Raw genomic sequence first — 18,918 nt, 5'->3', positions numbered from 1 at the left:
TTAACTCGTCCGGAAGTATATCAGATAGCGCGCGTTGAGCCGAAGGCCGGTGTCGAATGGAAGCGCATTGAATTCCCCGTGCCGATGGTGAAGGAATACCCCGCCGATAAGGTCGCCATATCGATAATGTTCGGCGGGCAGAAGCAGGAGGTAGAGATAGCCGATCTTGCGCTCGTGGCCATGGATGATTCGTATGCACAGGCGCTTCAGGCATCGCGGCCGAAGATAAACGGTGTTCCGGCAGCGGACGCGGGACAGTCGTGGAAGATGATATGGAACGATGAATTCGACGGCACATCGCTTGACGCTTCGAAATGGGTGATCGGCGAAGGGAAGCGTCACGATGCAATGCGCTCGCCGAAAGCGGTGAAACTTGACGGCGAGGGGCATCTTGTCATGGGTATATTCAGGGAAGGCGACACCGTGTACAACAGCTGGGTCGATACCGGCGATAAATTCGTGCACGCGTACGGCTTCTATACCGCGCGCATGAAAATGCATGCGAGTACCGGACATTGGAACGCGTTCTGGCTGCAGACGACGAGTACCGGCGATGTCGACGGCAGCGGCCGCGACGGGACCGAGATCGATATCATGGAAAAGCCGTGGATCGGTCCGGAAGTGAATCATGCACTTCACTGGGACGGCTATGGGGCTGACCACAAGTCGGCGGGTCTGCGTTCTATCAATCCCGGTGTCATGGAAGGCTGGCATACGTTCTCGCTGCTCTGGACGCCCGATATCTATGTGTTCTATGTCGACGACTATGAGGTGTATCGCACGAATGCCGGCGGGGTCTGTCAGGTGCCCGCGCAGATACGGCTTACCGATGAAGCGGAGGCGAAGGACAACAGCTGGGCGGGTAATGTGAAGAACGCGAAGCTCCCCGATGCGTGGATGGTGGACTATGTCCGCGTGTATGATCTTTTCGATGCGTCCGGAAAACCGGTATTTCCCGTACGGACCGCGCCGAAGTCCCCGGTCGCTGCGGCAGCCATGCCCTCGGACGGGAACCTGATACGCAACGGCGGTTTTGAATCGGCGGGTGTGTGGTCGCTCAATAATTGGGCGAAGAACGATGTGCTGCTTGAGACCGACACGGCGAATCCGCACAGCGGGGCGGCAGCGCAGAAAATAACCGTTCGGGCGATAAAGACTTCCCCGGTGACGGAATTCGTTCAGGAAGTGCCGATCAAGCCGGGGCAGAAGGCGTCGCTCTCGTTCTGGGTGCGCGGGAATGTACCGACGCTCAAGGCCGAGCTCAGGCAGATGATGCCGCCGTTCGCATCGCTCTTTTCATTGCCGGCAACGCCCAGTGACGAGTGGAAAGAATATACTGCATCGATATCGGTGGCGGAGAATGCCGGCGCTGCGAGAATAACGTTCCGCATCGAGGGAGTCGGCACGCTCTGGCTCGACGACGTCCGGATGGCAGCGGAGTAACCCCTATTTCCTGTAGTGGCAGAGATAGGCGACGTCGCGTTCCGCCGTAACTTTGAATTTCGAGTTCGCCGGCACGATGAAATGCTCGCCGGCCTTGTACAATCGCGGCGAGAGCCCGGGCACCTCCGCGTGGAGCACACCCGACACGATGGCCATGCGCTCATCGCTTGTCGTTGAGAATTCGAACGTTCCCGGCGCTATGACGCCGACGGTGGCATCGCCGTCCCCGGTGCTGAGCGAGAGGCTCTGGACATTGCCGTCAAAATACGTGTTGTGTTTCATGGATTGTCCTTGCAGGTGATGCGCGCATTATATCGGGAGCGAGATTTCGGTCAAGATGCTGACTTTCTCCCGAAATGTCTTCATGTGACCAAAATTCCTTGCTAAGATGGTCGTTTTCACGTATAGTGCACCATGCCAATAATATCCGCGACAGCGCTTGCCAAGGGTTTCGGCGAAAAGACCGTGTTCTCCGATGTTTCGTTCGGGATGGACCGCGGCGAGAAGATAGCGCTCATCGGGATAAACGGCACGGGGAAGAGCACGCTCCTTCGCATACTTGCCGGGCGCGAAAAGCAGGATAGCGGGAATATCATCTTCGAGCGCGGACTTTCGATATCATATCTTCCCCAGAACATACAGTACGACCCGGCATCCACGGTCATTGAGCATATATTTAGCCGCGCGACGCCCGAGGCGAAGGCGATACGCCGCTACGAAGCCTGCCTTGAGGCGATGCAGCACAGCGAAACACCCGCGCTCCAGCATGAGCTCGGGGAGGTGATGGATTCGATAGAATCGCTTAACGCATGGGACTATGAGCGGCGCATACGCGCTGTCCTCGATACGTTCGGCATTGATAATCTATTGCAGCCCATGAGCGAGCTTTCCGGCGGCATGCGGAAAAAGGTGGCGCTCGCCGAGGTCATCATTTCGGAGGCGGATCTCCTCATACTCGATGAACCGACGAATCACCTGGATATCGCGACGATACTCTGGCTTGAGGATTATCTCATGAGGTCCGTGCAGTCGGTATTCGTCGTTTCGCATGACCGCTATTTTCTCGATGCTGTCGCGTCGGGCGTTTTCGAGCTCTGGCGCGGGGGGCTCTACCGCTACGACGGGAATTACGATTATTACCTTGAGAAAAAAAGCGAGTTTGAAAATGACCGTGTACGCGAGGACGAACGCGTAGCCTCCGTGCTCCGGCGCGAGCTTGAGTGGCTTAAGCGCGGTCCGAAGGCGCGCTCGACGAAACAAAAGGCGCGTATCGACCGGGCAGAAGCGCTCAAGGAGCATCAATGGTATGAGGCCGACGCTGTCGTCGATATCTCGCTCGCAACATCGCGGCAGGGCGGGAAGGTCATCGATTGTCACAAGGTAGACAAGGCGTTCCCTGAAGCGACCATCATGAACGGATTCTCATACCGCTTCGCGAAAGGCGAGCGAATCGGCATCATCGGCGGGAACGGTTCGGGGAAGACGACGCTCCTCAATCTGCTCTCCGGAAGGCTCTCGCCCGATAGCGGGCGTGTCGATATCGGCGAGACGACGCGCATCGGCTTCTTCGATCAGACATCGATGCATCTGCGCGACGATATGCGCATACTGGAATTCATACGCGAGTCGGGTGAGTCGGCGGTGCTCGATGACGGCGAACGCGTGACCGCATCCGACATGCTCGGGCGCTTCCTTTTTCCATCGTCCATGCATTACTCGCGCATCGCCGAACTGTCCGGCGGTGAAAAACGGCGGCTGTATCTGCTCTCCGTGCTCATGCGCACGCCCAATGTGCTCATGTTCGATGAGCCGACGAATGACCTGGATATTAAGACGCTCTCGATACTTGAGGACTATCTCCTTACGTTCAAGGGAACCGTGTTCCTCGTATCGCATGACCGCTGCTTCATGGACCATGTGGTCAACGATCTCTTCATCCTTGACGGGAGCGGCATAGTCAAGCGCTTCACCGGCTCCTATACCGAATATCTTGTGCAAAAGCGTGAACAGGATGCGTTGCAGGAGCGTGAGGGCCGCGATCGATCGAAGCGCGTGAAAGCGCCGGAAAAGACGCCTGAGGCGGAGCGCAAAAAACTGACCTGGAAAGAGACACAGCGGCTTAAGGAGCTTGAGGCACTGGTAGGCTTGCTTGAGAACGAGAAACGGGGGATCAACGATATTTTCACTGCCGGCACCGCGGACCCGAAGACCATCGCCGAATATTCCGCACGGTATAAAGTGATAGAGAAGGAATTGAACGATCTCATACCGGAATGGGAGGCGCTTGTCGCTCTCGGCTGAATATGGATGATTATCTCATCGATTACCGCTTCCATGAGAATCTCATGGGCGGGCAAAGCCGCGTTTCGGTGACCGAACACACCGCCACGGTCGCCTCGCCGAAATTGTCCTATTCCTATCTGCAGTCGGACGCGAGCGTTCTCGCGACATTCGCCTATAAATATGTTACGGATAATATCGTGGACGACGTGTCGTCGGGTACCGGTGTTACGCTCATCGAGAGCACGAACGACGGCCTCAATTATCAGAACAGTCATGTGTTCGACCTCTATTATAAGAGCGATATCCAGCCGTTCAGCAGGAACGATATCATGAAATCGTTCTTCGTCCGCACAATACTCCATGCGGAAGGTAATTATCAGATGAACAATGCGCGGATGATATTCCGCTCCGGCGTGCTCGGGGTATTGTCCTACCAGATCCCCTTCGCATATCTCTTCAAGGACGATACGTCAGGTGTCATCAGCAGGAACCTCGGCGTGGAATTCAACGTCATGGCGAGACAGATCAATCGCGCGAATTTCCCGTTCTATCAGCCGTCGGAGTTCAGCGAGCTCACCGTTGCCGGGATGGCGCGTGTGTCGTATCGGTTGAGCCAATTATCGGCGATGTATGCGGGGTACCAATATCAACACGTCCTCGATTTTTATACGAGTGCGAACAATTACGGGAAGCATTCCGTCGCATTCGAGATCGATACGGTATTGAAGTCGCTTGTAATGATAGCCGGGGTTTCGACCGACTATTTCGCCTATAGTGACATATCGAGAAGCAAGTATAACGGGTATAACAGCGGTTTCTTCGTCCGCGTCATGACGAAGAGCTGAGTGTCATGCGGTCAGCGGAACAAGCTTTTGCGCATTGCCGCTGTATAATTTCTCAAGCACATCCTTCGGCAGTCCGAGCGAGTTCAGGAATTCCTGATGCTTATTGTCGAATTGATCCCGCGCGTAAAGCACCCTGTCCTGGAATTCAATGAGGAATTCCTTTGCGAACGGTGCATCGCGCATCAACGCGTTTAGTCCCGAACCGGCGGACATATCGCAGCAGAGATTGGGGTATCGCCTGAGCATGGCTATCATCTTTCCGCCGGGTACGATCGGCCCCTTCGGATACGGTGACTTGTCGTACTGATCGTCGCCGGAGATATGCGCCCAGAAACCCGGTGCGTGGCCGAGGAATATCGTATCGGGACATTTCTGCACTGCGCGCTCAAAGGGGTCGATGCCGCCGCCGTACCAGTAATTGGGACGGGGATACCTCTTCCCGGTATCGAATTCATAGTCGAGATGTACTATGACCGGCACCTTTTTTTCGCCGCAGAATTTGAAAAGGCGTATCGCGTCGAAGTTGTCGTACATCATGCGGAGCTTCAGTTCGCCGCACACCCGCACGCCGTGCATGTCGATGGCCGAGGCAAGCCGGTCTATCGCGTCGGGCCTTCGCGGGTCGGGCGCATGACCGAGTATGAATTTTCCCGGTGCGTGTTCCGCATACGATACGCAGCGCGAGAACGGTATCGGGCCGTTCTCGCTGTCGACAAGCCCGAGGGCCTGCGTGAACGAGGGGTCCCATTCGTCAGCGGGACATTCCCAGGAGAGAAGCCATGTCATATCGATATGGTTCGCTTCCATGTTCGCGAGGAATTTGGCGAGGCCATGACCGTGCCAGTCGGGGTGATTATGTGCGTCGATGATCATTGTGGTGAACCTGCAATATCTTCCGGTTTCTGCCAGACGCGGATGTAGTCAATCATGAAAGAGTCCGGCAAAACGGCCTCCTGTATCTTCTCCGCCCAGGTCCCTACTTCCATGGTAAGCAGGAGATATTGCGGCACCTCCGATACCGGGCCATCGATGCGACCTGTTTCCATGCCGTCTGTATAGAACACATAACCGTTGCGTGTCCATTCCATAGCGAAAAGATGATATCCTTTACCGAGACCGAATAATTTCTTCTGCCGGTTCACCTGCTGATGTTTATCCCCATACCCTCCCCAGTGTATCGTGTGCATAGCCGTGTTCTCATATTTCGGGCTCGCGATATATTCCATGACGTCGAGTTCAACACCCCCTTTCTCGGGAGCGATGGACCAGTCGCCTTTCTGTGCCTGCAGCCAGAATGCCGACCAATGACCGACCTGCGTCTGAACACGGCAGCGTATCTCGAAATATCCCCGGGTGAACGATCGTTTATCGATGCCGGTAACCCCGCCGGTCGTGAATTTCCCGTCCTTCAGTTCCGTCGTTATAACGAGATTCCCTTTGCCATCAAGCTGTGCGGCATCCGTGACATTCACCGCATCTCTGCGGGGACCGAGCGCCCACGGCGTCCAATGTGCAGGGTCGGGAGGGCCAGCAGGTCCGTTGAATTCATCACTGAAGACCAGGCGATAACCGGCATTCGCGGGAGGTCCCGGGACCACATTCTTCGGCAGGGGCATGCCGACGGTGAGACGAGCCCGCAGTGCGGGAAGCTCGGCATCGGATACGGGTGCGACGACGACATCATCCACATAGAGGGCGTGACCATTCATCAGTCCGGGCGTCGGACCGAGATGCACGCCGATCGCGAACGATCGTATACCCGGACCGATACGGAAGAACCCTTCATAGTATGCCCATTCCGCGGACGCAGCGACGACAGAAGGAATGAGGATAGGAGTGAGGAATCCCCCGCGTTCTTTCGTGTTCGTGCTGTTTTTCCACGTGAAAACCCTTAGTGAACATGTCGGGATATTTCCTTTCGCGTAGAACGAAAAGTAATAACTCCCTTCCATCGCGGGCATTGCATTGCTGCCGTCATATCCGTCGGTTCGGGCAAGCAGAATATCGCTGTTGGTCAGAACGCCTTCTTTCCATTCCATGAAAAAGCTGTTCTTTCCTGTATGTGCTTCCTTTGATGTAGCGCCGCAGACCATTACCCCTGCGCCATTATAAAAACCCCAACCATCCGGGAAGAGATCGGCACAAACGCTGCCGGCATTCAAATTCTTATACGGATAGGACGCACTCGGCGTTCCATCTTCCGCACCGGGGTTTTCCATCATGTTGACCGTTCCTGATGCATGGCAGATAAGGGCGAGACAAAAGAATACAGCGGGAATTGTTCTCATTCAGCAGCTCCTTTGCAGATAGATCCCATCCGCGGATCGACGTGCCATCGCGCATTCATAAAGTATACCGTCGTTCGCGAAGCAGTCAAGCATGAAATTCATCCTTGATTTAGAGAAGTTCACGATAGTTCGATGCGACCTTCCTGAACGCCGACACATACTGATCGATCACGGTCGTATCGCATTTCTTGAACCACGGTATGAACATCGCCCGTGCCCCTATGTTCTCGGCGACCGGTAATGTGCCGGCACCCTCACGTATATCGCGGTCCGTGTTCGCGCACATGGTGGGCTTCCCGTCGCCGTAGATATCGGCGGAATGGAAAAGCGCATGCGTATGGAGCGCCTTGTTCACACCGGGGGAGACACCTTTGACCCCTTCGGCGGTGAGCGCGGCGCAGAATCTTTCGACGGTAAGTCCGCCGAGATCATCGGCGCAATACCCTGCAGCGGGGAGATACCACCCGCCCATGGTGGATCTTTCGTACTGCACACGATGTTCTATGACACCCGGCACATCCTTGATCCTCTCCCAGAAATAGTTCATTGCACCCTGTATGCCCTGCATTCGGTCATCATAATGTTTCAGCTGAACACGACCGACCGCCGCGGATAACTGATGCATGCGGTACTTGAAGCCGCCCATGGGAAGTCCCGCAAACGGAAGGAGCGACTCGTCCGTGATGGCGCGCGCCGCATTCGAGTAGCGGCTTGCGCCGGTGCGTTCATAATGACCGAAGGCGACGGCCCGCTCGTAGATGAGGCGGTTGTTGGTGACGAGCATGCCGCCCTCGCCGATGGCGAAGCATTTGCCGCTCATCATGGACATTGCGCCCGCATCGCCGATGGTGCCGACTTTACGCCCTTTGTACAGAGCGCCGTGCGCATGGCTTACATCCTCTATCACTTTGAGATTGTATTTCTTCGCTATTGCCATGATGGGATCCATGTCGGCGGCATAGCCATAGAGATGAACAACGACTATCGCACGCGTGTTCTTCGTTATTCGATGTTCGATATCATCGGGGTCTATCGTGAAGGTGTCCGGATCGATATCGGCGAAATTGATGGACGCGCCGAGATTGAGCGCGGGGAGCGCGGTAGCCCAGTATGTCACTGATGGTGCGATTATTTCCGTGCCGTGCGTTACGCCACAGGCCCACATCGCGGAATGGAGCGCCGCCGTGCCATTGTTGCAGCCGAGCGCGTACGAGCAACCCTGCCATGCGGCGAATTCCTTTTCGAAGAGTTCGGTAACATCGGTGCCGCTCATCGCCCCTCGGCGCAGTACGGCGAGCACCGCCTCTTCATCCTCATTGGTGATGATCGGCCAATGGAACGTGTCCATATCGTTGATGGTAACGGCCTTTTCGCCGCCGTTGATGGCCAATGCAGTGTTTGTTGCGGTTATCATATCGATCCTCCGAACTAATCGTTGTATGGATACATGCAACTGCCGTGCCAGAAATATCATCGATTTCATAGGGGAATTAGGGGTGGCTATGTCATTCCGTTGACAGCATGTCATTGTTATGACGAATAAAAGCGATAGGAATGACCGCGAAGACACAAATCTTCACATATAGGGAAAGAAAAACCACCGAGGTCACAGAGAAAACGCGGAGAGGGAATTAAAGAAAGGGAATAAAAATAATCAATTGAGTAAAAACCAGTACCCGCTATTTCTCTGTGTTCTTCTGCTCTTTCTCTGTGGTTGCATTTTTCTTACGTGATGAATTCGGGAAGGATACGGGAAGGATACGGGAAGGATATGCTTGACGATGCCTGTTCATCGGGTATACTTCCCCATATTCATCATTCGATCTGTATGAACGGAGCCTGCATGAAAAATGTAACCGTCATTCTGTCACTAGTTGTCATGTCTTCGCTTACTGCCGCCACTATTGATTGGCGGAGACAAGGTGGTAATTTCTCATCGGCCTCGCCGCAGACAGAATGGAGCGCTTCCAATCGCGTGGTGTGGTCATCGGAAATGCCGAAATGGAGCAATGGTACGCCGCTTATCATCGGAGAGAAGATCATCGTCACCGCGGAACCGGACATCGTACTGTGTATCGGCAAGGATGGGAAAATTCTCTGGCAGAAAAGCGCGTCATATGACGGCATCATGACGGCCGAAGAGCGGGAGAAACTCCCCGAAGACCGCGCCGGGGCGGAGCCGTTCGAGAAGGAACTGAAAGCGCTTACCCGTGCGCTTGCAAAGAAGCGGCAGGAGATAATAGCCAAGGACAAGGCGGCAAAGGCGAACCCCGATGATGAAGAGAAGAAAAAAGCCCTTGCCGATGCGCGCTCCGAGATACCGGCGCTCAATGAAAAGATAGCGGCCTGCAAGGCGAATCTCGATGGATTCCCGCTCGCGGCGAAATACCGGATGCCGGAAGCACATCCGGCGAACGGCTACACCTCGAATACCCCGGCTTTTGACGGTACGAACATCTATATCCTCTTCGGCTCCGGGGTTGGGGCATCGTTCACGCTCGACGGCGTTCAGCGCTGGATACGTCTCATAGATAAAACCGTGAATGAATGGGGACAGTCGGGTTCGCCGGTCATTGCCGGCGGGTCGCTCATCGTGCAGTTCACGAATATGTTCGCACTCGATCTGTCGAGCGGCGCGGTGAAGTGGCGCTCCCCGCATGTGCATTACTGGGGAACGCCCGCTGTCGTTCGTACGGGCGGTATCGATGTCCTCTTTACCGACGGCGGAGAGATAGTATCCGCGCTTGACGGAAAGACGCTCTCGACGAACGGACTGCGCTCGGAATTCGGATCGCCGCTCGCGATCGGGAATATCGTTTATGTCGCAAGCGCCGATCATGCCGCGGCATTCTCCATCGAAGTGAACGCCGGTGTCATTACCCCGGTCAAGCTTTGGCAGACCGGCGTGGCAAAAGAGCGTTACTATGCCACGCCTCTCATCCATGACGGGCTCATGTATATCATCAATCAGACATCGGTGTTCACTGTGCTCGACGCCGCTACCGGCGAGAAATGCTATGAACAGAAATTGAGCGGCATGGGTGCGACGATATTCCCATCGCCCGTCATCGCCGGGAATGTCGTCATCGTGAGCAGCGAGAACGGGCGATCGGCGATACTCGCACCAGGACGAGAGTATAAGGAATTGGCCCGTGCGGCGATAGACCCGTTCCGTTCAACGCCGGTATGCGATGGCGCGCGCATGTATATACGATGTGCGAACGAGAAAGGGGTGAGCAGGCTTTACTGCATCGGCGAATAGATACGGTTTCATATGCCGAGTTTTTTCATTTTCTGAACGAGCGTGGTCCGTTTTATCCCGAGGAGGCGTGCTGCCGCGCTCTGATTCCCGTCGTGCTTTTCAAGCGCACCATGGATGAGCATGCGCTCGAAATTCTCAAGTACGGTGTTCATCCCTTTTTCGGCGACCTCGGCGAGCGTAATGACGCCGGATGATGAGAGCGCATTCGCTGTGCCGGAGGGCTCCGGCCCCGCCGGGAAGTCCGGCGATCCATTGAGGACGATGCTCGCTTCCTCGACGATGCGCCCGGCGGTATGTATGAGCGCACGCTCGATGACGTTCTTCAATTCCCGCACATTACCCGGCCAGGGATACGCGCGCAATGCTGCGAGTGCCGCACTGCTGAAGCCGTCGATGCGCTTGTTCTGATCTTTTGCAAGGGCGGTGAGCATTCTATCGGCGATGGCGGGGATATCGTCCGCACGCTCGCGGAGCGGCGGTATATCCAGCGTAAGCACATTGAGGCGATAGTACAGGTCGTCGCGGAACTCGCGGTCGCGTATCGCTTTTTCCATGTCCTTGTTCGTTGCCGCGCATATCCGGACCTGTATCGGTATGTTGCGTGTGCCGCCGATGCGTCGGATATATTTCTCTTCGAGCACCGTGAGCAGTTTCACCTGCATGGCAAGCGGGAGCTCGCCTATTTCATCAAGGAAAAGCGTGCCGCCGGAGGCCAGTTCGAAGAGTCCCGGTTTCTGCGCCACCGCGTTCGTGAACGCGCCTTTCTCATGGCCGAAGAGCTCGCTTTCCATGAGCGATTCCGGTATCGCCGTGCAGTTGACATGGATGAACGGCCCCTCCTTATTCGGTGAATAGGCATGGAGCAGCCGTGCGGCAATGCCCTTGCCGGTGCCGCTTTCGCCGCGAATGAGCACGGTCGAGCTCGACGCGGCATACTGCAGAATGGCGTTCTTCACCCGGCCGATGACGATGCTGCTGCCCACGAGCACATCATCTATCTCGGCGGGGAGCTCGGTTGAGCGGTAGCGTTCAAGCTCCTCCCGGCGTTCCTTCTCGAGCATATATCGCCTGATGGTGAACTCAAGTTCATCGATAGGGAGCGGCTCGAAAAGAAAACCGTCAGCGCCCTTTTCATAGCAGTGCATCATCGCTTTCGGGTCCTTGTCCATCGTGGTGATGATGACAATGGTGCCGGGCGATCCCCTCTTGACGAGCTCAAGTATCGCGATGCCGTCGGGCGGACCGATATGAAGCCCCACGACGACGACATCGAAGGTCTCCTTCATGAAGAGCTCGGATGCCTTTGCGGTAGAGGGTTCCCATGTCCAGCGCTTCTGTATCTCGCGCTCAAGATCGATCTGATAGTTTCCGATGACGATGACCTTCATGGCGGTCATTATATGTCATTACTGTCACGGGTGTCAAATAGCCGCTTCGGCGGCGTTTATTCGGCGTTCAATTATTCCTGTGCGGAGCGTTCTATCGCCTTTTGAATGTTCGCCTGCGCGCGCTCATAGAGTTCCGACCCGGGCTGTATCCTTTTCCAGAGCTCTATCGCCTTGCGATAATCCTTCGCTTTCGCGTACGATATCGCTTCGATATAGATATCCTCATCGCTTTTTGCCGGCGTTGCCTTTGCCGTCACCTTCGACCGGTCCTGCGCCGCGAGCTGCGATTCCGCTACCGCCAACTTCTCGAGCGCTGCCTTGTAGTAGGGCGAATTCGGGGAAATGGAAGCGAAGCTGTCCGCCGCATCACGATAGCGCGCCTCCCTGAGGAAGGCTTCGCCCTGTTCGAATTGAGCGCGCCCGTCATTAACGACCGGCGCCGGTGCGCCGCTGCCGAACATGACCGTGAGCTCGAGCGCGTGATGCATGCCGAGGTCGCCGAGCGGGACGAACGAATAGTCGAATCGGAATTTCATCGTATCGATGGCGATGCGCGCCCCGGCACCGATGGTGAAGCCCCGCGCATCGTAGCCGAACATGTAGCCGCTCCGAATGAACGCGACGTTGAAGATATCGAACTCGGCGCCGAGATCGAATTTCGGTGCGTCGTTGAAGAAGATGTTCGCATCGAACATTGCTTTCACGCCGAACGCTTTGCCGATCTTCCCGTGGTATTTCAACCCGGCGGTCACCGCTGAGGGAAGTATGATGCCGCTCGTAAGGCCGACGCCGAGATTGCGCCCGTACGCGCCGATGGCGATGCTGTGTTTCTCCGCGAGATTGGTGAAGGCGATGACAAGTCCTGCATCCGCCATGATGCCGGAAATGCTCACGTCATCGAGCGTTTCCATCGCATAGCGGACGCTGACGCCCGCATCGAGGAGGAACGGCAGTTTGAGATAGGACCCGAGGGGGAATGCCGCGTGGCCGGAGAACACATAGTCGCCGGAGGGAAGGGCGCGCCCCGTGTCACCGGAATAGAGGATGTCGCCGATGATGGGCTCGGTGAACACAAGACCGAAACCGGAGGCCGCGAGGGTCATGACGCCCGGGATGCGCCATGCGACGGCGCCGCTCCAGAGCGCCATGCCGAGATACGGATTGAACGATCCGAGCAGTGCCAAGTCCCCTTCAAGCGAGCCGAGCGTTGCGGGGTTGTAGAACACACCCTCCGCCGATCCCGTATCGGCCGCAGCCGTCTGCCCGACCGCCGCCGCCGCGCCGCCGATGCCGATGTTGAGCACATCGAACGAGCTTATCGTCTGCGCCTGAAGGGAGAGCGTGACCGCTATGATCATGCTGCAGTGTTGTATCCTCATCTGCTTATCATTACCTTCATGGTGCGTGTTTCCCTGCGGAAGGCGAGCACACATACGTAGACCCCGCGCGATGCACGCCTATTATCCAATGTCGTCAAGTCCCATAAGAGCCATCCCTCGCCGCCGGTTTCCGGGGGCCGGAGTTCCTTGAGCTTTTTTCCGGACATGGTGAATATCGTTACCGTGGTGGTCGGCTCCAGGTTGGCGAACACAATGCCGGGTCCGACTCCGCGATAGGGGCTGTAAATCGCGACCGCATTGGCGAGATTCGTCTGTGAGGTATACGCGGGCGGCTGTGCGGCGACCGTGAACGGTATGCTTGGCGATTCACGGAAATTACCCGCAGTGTTCGTCGTAACGACGTAGATGAAGTAATTGCCGACAGGTACGGTCTGCGAATTCCAATTGCAGGCGAATCCCCCGCCGGTGACCGTTGCCGGGACGTTCGTTACCGCACCGGACGTATTCGTGATGATACAGCGTGTGACGGCGATGCCGGATTCGGGATCGGCATTCGTTCCGGTGAATGCGAAGTAGAACGGGAATGGCGGGTTCGCTACGACAGCTCCTGCGGTCAGGTTCGTTATCCCCGCGGCCGGCGCCGTCGTGTCGATATTGACCACCTGCGTGTTCGTTATCATATCGGCGATGGAACTATTGCTCGCTACGGTAGTGAGCGTTACACCGCCGCTTATGGACGCAAGTGAGAGATTCGTCCACCATGCACCGGCAACGTTCGTATTGGCGAGATTGAAACTGATGCCGTTGGTGCTGAAATAGACGAAAACATTGTTGGGGGGGTATGTCCTGCCGGCGATAATAAAGGTTCCGTTCGTGAGCCATGCTGCGGGTGCGGGGTTCGTGAAGATCGCCGTCGCGAGCGGCTTGTAATCGAAAGTCAGCGCAACATTGGTGAGCAGCGGTGTTACCCCCTGCATGGCCGATTCGAATTCGACGCGATACTGGAAATAGGAACCGTTCGTTTTCAGCCCCGCAAGCGATGATATATTCGACGCCCCCGGCGTATTCGTAAAATACGTGCCTGCACCTGAAGGGCCAACCCACGGCTGCGATGCCAGGTCGGCGAGCGAATCGCCGCCGCGGACCTGCAGTTTTATGAGCACGTTGGCATAATAGTTCGCATTCGTGTTCGTTATCTTCGTGAACCCGATGCCGTTCGTACAATACAGCCCTTGTATCCCCGAAAAGGCAAGCGATTTTATGCAGCGGAATACATGGTTCGTGTTGTTCGTGGTATACGATGAGGCAACTTCTATCGGTGATGAAATGAACGAGCCGCTCGGGGCGAGGTCATAGGCGAATATGGGTTCATCCACCCAGAAGGTGTTCGATATCGGTACGCCGAACGCTGCGCCCGTTCGATTGAAAAAGGAATTGACGTTCAGATAGGCGCCGATGTAGTTCGATGCATAAAACCAGCCGTCGACATTGGTGAGAGGAAGCAATCGCAGACTGTTCGTATTGTAATTGAACTGACCGCAATTCATCCCCCAATCGGTCCATGAAGGGGATGCGTTGTCGAACCCGTATACGGTATGCCCTTTGTAGGCGAATTCGCCCTGGCATATAATGACCGAGAGGCTCAGGTTCGCGGGCGTCGGTGCGCCGGGCGGGTTGACCGATTTCGAATAGAACATGAAGAATGCGTTCGACTCATGCGTCATCGTTGCATGCGTGTTCCTGTTGTCTTTATTCCGGTGTGCCTGAATAGCAGAAGTAGTATTCGTCGATTCAATGCCCAGCTTATAGCATCCCGCTCCGTCCACTGACGTTGTTGCATCGAAGTATCGGGAGTAACTGAGGTAGTTCTGGTACCAGTCGTTCCAGCCGTACGAACTGAAATCCCCCGAGCTTGCGATGTACGACGGCCAATAATTGACAAGCGGTCTGAGGATGACACTGCCGTTGGTACGCCAGTCCGGGCAGCAGAAGTAGAGGCTGCTATCGTCGGAATAGCGGGTGCTGAATGGCTCGATCGCCGTATTGCTTGCGACGGCTGTTGCAGCTGCCGTGCGCCACAACGTTTGCTTCCACGTAATATCAAGACCGAACGCGGGGGCGGTCACCAGCAGAGACGCAATCCCCGCGGTCAGTATCCGGATGAACTGTCCCATACGGGAACTCCACGGCGGTGCATACGACCACGCGCATGTCTGTTTTTGGGATACGAAAAAGCCATAGGTGTATGTTGTTTTCACGCTGCCGTCAAAAGTCGATAAACTGCATGCGCAATTGCCGTGCAATTCCCCACAGAGTAAGGATAGAACAGCGTTGGAACTGCGTCAATGTATAAATCGGCAATTGTGTGTCTTTTCAGGCAAACTGCCCTTGCGTGCAGATGCCCGTACGGAGAACGATGCATGGCCCTCTGCGGGGCGTCAATTATCGGTCACCGGTGTGTCATTGCATTGGCGCAGATGTCATGACAATGGACGATCGTGGAAAAACATCATCGATCGAGCGGTGAATAGCGGCGCTGCGCACGGCACGGTTCTTGCGTATATCCATCATGCTCGAATAGCACGGAGGAACATTATGATGACAACAACGGTATCGACACTTGCCATAGACGGCGGTACAAAAGTGAGGACTGTGCCGTTCAGCACGGGCAGACGATATGATGATGCGGAGCGTGTGCTGGTGAACGAAGCGCTTGAAAGTCAGGACCTGTTCTACTGGTCGGGGACGATGACAAAGGCGTTCTGCCGCGAGGCGAGTGATCATTTCGGTGCACGCTTCTGCACGATGACATCATCGGGTACGGCGGCGATACATACGGCAGTTGCATCGCTTAACATCGAACCGGGGTATGAAGTGATAACATCGCCTGTTACCGACTATGGAACGCTTATAGGGCTTCTCTATCAGAACCTCATACCGGTGTTCGCCGATGTCGACGCGCATACGTACAATATCACCGCCGCATCGATACGCGCATGCATAACCCCGCGGACAAAGGCGATAATCGTCGTGCATCTGGCCGGCAATCCCTGCGAGATGGACGATATCATGGCGATAGCCGATGAGCACAGTATTCCGGTCGTCGAGGATTGCGCGCAGTCATACGATGCCGTCTATTGCGGCAGAAAGGTCGGGACTATCGGTGCCATGGGCTGCTTCTCGCTCAATGCGTTTAAGCATATCGGTACGGGCGACGGCGGATTTGTCCTCACGAACGACGAGGCGATGTATTATCGGAACCAGAACTATGCCGATAAATGCTACGACCGCCACGCGCGCGGTGTCCGTATGACCGCGCTCGCGCCGTGCTACCGCATATCGGAGCTGCAGAGCGCTGCTGGACGGGGTCAGCTCACGAAACTCGACGGCATCATCACGCGCCGCAGGCGCCTAGGGACATTGCTCACCGAACGCATACGCGATATCGACGGGATACACACGCACCGCGTTCAGGATCATGCGCTCTCATCATACTGGTTCTACATGCTCCGCATCGATACGGATTCCTTCGCCGTCGGTCGCGATCGCTTTTCCGCGGCGCTCACCGCGGAGGGCGTACCCGCGGGTGCGGGGTATATCGCACGGCCGATCTATTGCGAGCCGGTGTTTCGGGAGAAAAGTTTTTTCCCGGGTGTGTGGCCGGCGGAGGTGATAGCCGGGAAGCGCTATTCGTATGATGCGGGGCTGTGCCCGATCGCGGAAGAGGTGCTGCGTACGGCGATACGGCTTCCGATACATGAATCCTTCTCTGAGAACGATATCGAGGATATGGTGAAGGCGATCAGGAAAGTCGGCCAAGCATATCGAGCATCCCGTTGACGAAGGTAAGCGGATGCACCGGGCAGCCGGATACGTAAAGGGCGATAGGGTTTTTATCGATAAATTCGCGGTCGAGCGCCTTTGACGATGCGAATACACCGCCGGATATCGCGCATGACCCGAAGAGTATCATCATCTTCGGCTCGGGTATGGCGCGCATGGTGTCTTCGAGTGCGGAAGCCATATGCTCGGGGATGGGCCCGGTTATGATGATGCCGTCGGCATGACGCGGGGATGCGACGATATCGATGCCGAATCGTCCTATGTCGAAGTTCACGTTCATCGAGGCGCTGAGCTCAAGCTCGCAGGCATTGCAGCCGCCCGCCGATACTGAACGCAGTTTGAGCGATCTGCCGAATATCCGCTTGATGCCCTTGCGTACGCGTACGGCATTCGGGTAGAACGTGTCGTGAGTTGCGCCGCTCTTCACGATGAGCCCTTCCCGCGAATCGGCGGCGAGCTTATGGAAATTCGAGAAGTGTATCGCATTCGGACAGGCGCGCTCACAGTCACCGCAGAACACGCATTTTCCCATGTCGATGGAGAGCGGGTCCATCCGTATCGCTCCGGCAGGACAGACATCTTTCAATGCTGCAGTATCGCATTTCGAGCCGTCGATGATCGGGAATCCGCGGAACTTCGGATGAACCACTGCTCTCCGGACATCCGGTATGTACTGGCAGCCCTGGCGTAAGCGCATCGATAAAAGGCTCATGGCATCACCTCAGAGATCATGTCCGGAATATGATAGATCGAAGCTTTTATTGCAGAGCGGGAAATCGGATACGCCCTCGCCGCGCAAAGCGAGCGCAAGACCGAACCAGTTGTTGAACGATGCATCCTTCACTTTATACCGCGCAAAGGCGCCGTGTGCATCGGTAATAACGGCGTGTATCGTCTCCCCGCGTACACCTTCCACCATCGCTATCGTCATGCGGTCCGGTGCGAGCGATGGCGGTTTGGAAAGGATATCTCCTCTGGGGAGATGCATGAGCGCTTCGCGGATGAATCGCGAGGACTGCTGTATCTCAAGGAATCGGATATAGCCGCGCGAGAACACATCCCCGCCGTCGAGCGTCACCGCGTGTATCGGGCGTTCGCGATAGGCGCCGAACGGATGTGCCGAACGGATGTCGCGCGGGAGGCCGGATGCCTTCGCGGCAACACCGACAAGCCCTGCTGCATGGGCTGTCCTTTTAGTGACAATGCCGGTGCGTTCGAAGCGCGAGCGTACGCCGGCGGAGTCGAACATCGTTTCACCCATCATGATGACATCGTCGAGCGTCGAATCGATTATGCTGACGAGCGTTCCGGTGTCCGCCGCATCGATGTCATGGACAACGCCGCCGGGACGTATGAGTCCGCGGCCGAAGCGGCTGCCGGAGAATGAGAGGAGCGCATTGATGATAGCGGTGCGCCGCGCCTGAAAGAACGAGCACGCGCTGAGATATCCGACGTCGTTGGCGAGCGCCGAAAGATTCCCGATATGCACGCCCACGCGCTCCATTTCAAGCGCTACAGCGCGAATGGCGAGGGCACGGTCGGGGGTATCGCATGCGGCAAGCGCCTCCACGGCATGCGCGTAGCAGGATGCATGCGCAACGGCGTCGTATGTGATCGATTCCGCGAGCGCCGTTTTTCCGAGCGCATCGCCCTGAAGGAACAGCGATTCAACACCGCGATGCTGATACCCGAGCGCTATCTCAAGATGATGCACCGTTTCGCCGGTACACTGGAAACGGAAATGCCCCGGTTCTATGACGCCGGCATGCACCGGGCCGACGGCGACTTCATGCACCTCCCTGCCGTCCATGGAAAAGAACGGGTGATCGCCCATACGTGTCTGCGTATCGATGCCGGACCGTACCGGTTTGAGCCACGGATGCCCGACGGGCCGTATGCCCGTGTCTTCCCAGAACTCGCGCTCGAACAGGTGGAACGACGGTACATCGGGTGTGAGCGATTGGTACTCATCGCCTGCAGGGAAGCGCGACGACGATACGAGGAGTTCCGACGTGTCATCCTCTGCGAGCACGACGTAGAGCGTCACATCGTCCGCGTGCCGTGTTCCGAAGAAAAGGACGACGCGCATGCCGCCGCGTATCTTTTTCATGATGTCGCCGCGTAATTCGGAGAATACCGGTGAAGGGACGTCGCCTGTTCTGAAGGAGCGGGCATTCGCTGTCGTGAGCCAATTCGCGGTCATTTCATCGCCCCGTTCAGGGATGT

The 18,918-nt window shown here is 56.3% G+C and carries 14 protein-coding genes; 5 read left to right on the top strand and 9 right to left on the bottom strand.

Features of this window, described 5'->3' with window-relative positions:
• On the top strand, nt 1-1,443 hold a 1,443-nt coding region (locus AABZ39_21290), incomplete at its 5' end, for a family 16 glycosylhydrolase (protein ID MEK6797325.1).
• 3 nt (nt 1,444-1,446) lie between these two features.
• Here AABZ39_21290 and AABZ39_21285 read toward each other — a convergent pair.
• Entirely contained in the window at nt 1,447-1,725 is a 279-nt protein-coding gene (locus AABZ39_21285; protein MEK6797324.1) for a pyrimidine/purine nucleoside phosphorylase, read from the bottom strand.
• Between the two features lie 132 nt (nt 1,726-1,857).
• On the opposite strand from AABZ39_21285, the gene AABZ39_21280 reads away from it, so the two are divergent.
• Together AABZ39_21280 and AABZ39_21275 are read left to right on the top strand one after the other, a co-directional pair.
• Complete coding sequence (locus tag AABZ39_21280) at nt 1,858-3,744, top strand: ABC-F family ATP-binding cassette domain-containing protein (protein ID MEK6797323.1); 1,887 nt, start codon at nt 1,858-1,860, stop codon at nt 3,742-3,744.
• Nucleotides 3,745-3,746: 2 nt separating this feature from the next.
• The gene (locus AABZ39_21275; protein ID MEK6797322.1) at nt 3,747-4,571 is read left to right on the top strand and encodes a hypothetical protein; all 825 of its coding nucleotides are present in this window, start codon (nt 3,747-3,749) and stop codon (nt 4,569-4,571) included.
• A gap of 3 nt (nt 4,572-4,574) precedes the next feature.
• Here AABZ39_21275 and AABZ39_21270 read toward each other — a convergent pair whose 3' ends face one another.
• The 3 genes from AABZ39_21270 to AABZ39_21260 all read right to left on the bottom strand — a co-directional run bounded on the left by AABZ39_21270 (nt 4,575) and on the right by AABZ39_21260 (nt 8,273).
• Nucleotides 4,575-5,444: an amidohydrolase family protein gene (locus AABZ39_21270; GenBank protein MEK6797321.1), complete on the bottom strand. Its 870-nt coding sequence runs from the start codon at nt 5,442-5,444 to the stop codon at nt 4,575-4,577.
• The gene (locus AABZ39_21265) at nt 5,441-6,859 is read right to left on the bottom strand and encodes a glycoside hydrolase family 16 protein (protein ID MEK6797320.1); all 1,419 of its coding nucleotides are present in this window, start codon (nt 6,857-6,859) and stop codon (nt 5,441-5,443) included. Before AABZ39_21265 ends, AABZ39_21270 begins: the two co-directional genes overlap by 4 nt.
• A gap of 109 nt (nt 6,860-6,968) precedes the next feature.
• Nucleotides 6,969-8,273 (bottom strand): DegT/DnrJ/EryC1/StrS family aminotransferase, encoded by a 1,305-nt coding sequence (locus AABZ39_21260; protein MEK6797319.1) that lies wholly within the window; start codon nt 8,271-8,273, stop codon nt 6,969-6,971.
• Between the two features lie 429 nt (nt 8,274-8,702).
• Between AABZ39_21260 and AABZ39_21255 the strand changes: the two genes are divergently transcribed.
• Nucleotides 8,703-10,121 (top strand): PQQ-binding-like beta-propeller repeat protein, encoded by a 1,419-nt coding sequence (locus tag AABZ39_21255; protein MEK6797318.1) that lies wholly within the window; start codon nt 8,703-8,705, stop codon nt 10,119-10,121.
• Nucleotides 10,122-10,129: 8 nt separating this feature from the next.
• On the opposite strand, the gene AABZ39_21250 is transcribed toward AABZ39_21255, so the two are convergent.
• The 3 genes from AABZ39_21250 to AABZ39_21240 form a co-directional block, all read right to left on the bottom strand.
• Nucleotides 10,130-11,518, bottom strand: a complete 1,389-nt coding sequence (locus AABZ39_21250) for a sigma-54 dependent transcriptional regulator (protein MEK6797317.1) — start codon at nt 11,516-11,518, stop codon at nt 10,130-10,132.
• Nucleotides 11,519-11,580: 62 nt separating this feature from the next.
• A complete protein-coding gene (locus AABZ39_21245; protein ID MEK6797316.1) occupies nt 11,581-12,867 on the bottom strand; it encodes a hypothetical protein in 1,287 nt (428 codons plus the stop codon).
• 17 nt (nt 12,868-12,884) lie between these two features.
• Entirely contained in the window at nt 12,885-15,023 is a 2,139-nt protein-coding gene (locus tag AABZ39_21240) for a hypothetical protein (GenBank protein ID MEK6797315.1), read from the bottom strand.
• Between the two features lie 421 nt (nt 15,024-15,444).
• Here AABZ39_21240 and AABZ39_21235 point away from each other — a divergent pair, with 421 nt between their 5' ends.
• Nucleotides 15,445-16,689, top strand: a complete 1,245-nt coding sequence (locus tag AABZ39_21235) for a DegT/DnrJ/EryC1/StrS family aminotransferase (protein MEK6797314.1) — start codon at nt 15,445-15,447, stop codon at nt 16,687-16,689.
• Here the strand turns inward: AABZ39_21235 and AABZ39_21230 are convergent.
• Nucleotides 16,652-17,404, bottom strand: coding sequence for a 4Fe-4S binding protein (locus tag AABZ39_21230; protein ID MEK6797313.1), 753 nt, complete (start codon nt 17,402-17,404; stop codon nt 16,652-16,654). The two genes, AABZ39_21235 and AABZ39_21230, sit on opposite strands and share 38 nt — an antisense overlap.
• Before the next feature lie 9 nt (nt 17,405-17,413).
• Nucleotides 17,414-18,918, bottom strand: a 1,505-nt coding sequence (locus AABZ39_21225; GenBank protein MEK6797312.1) for a hydrogenase, incomplete at its 5' end; no start/stop codon positions are given.

Source organism: Spirochaetota bacterium (genome assembly GCA_038043445.1).
GTDB lineage: Bacteria > Spirochaetota > Brachyspiria > Brachyspirales > JACRPF01 > JBBTBY01.
The sequence above is the reverse complement of the archived record's forward strand: the minus strand, read 5'-3'. Positions and strand labels throughout refer to the sequence as shown.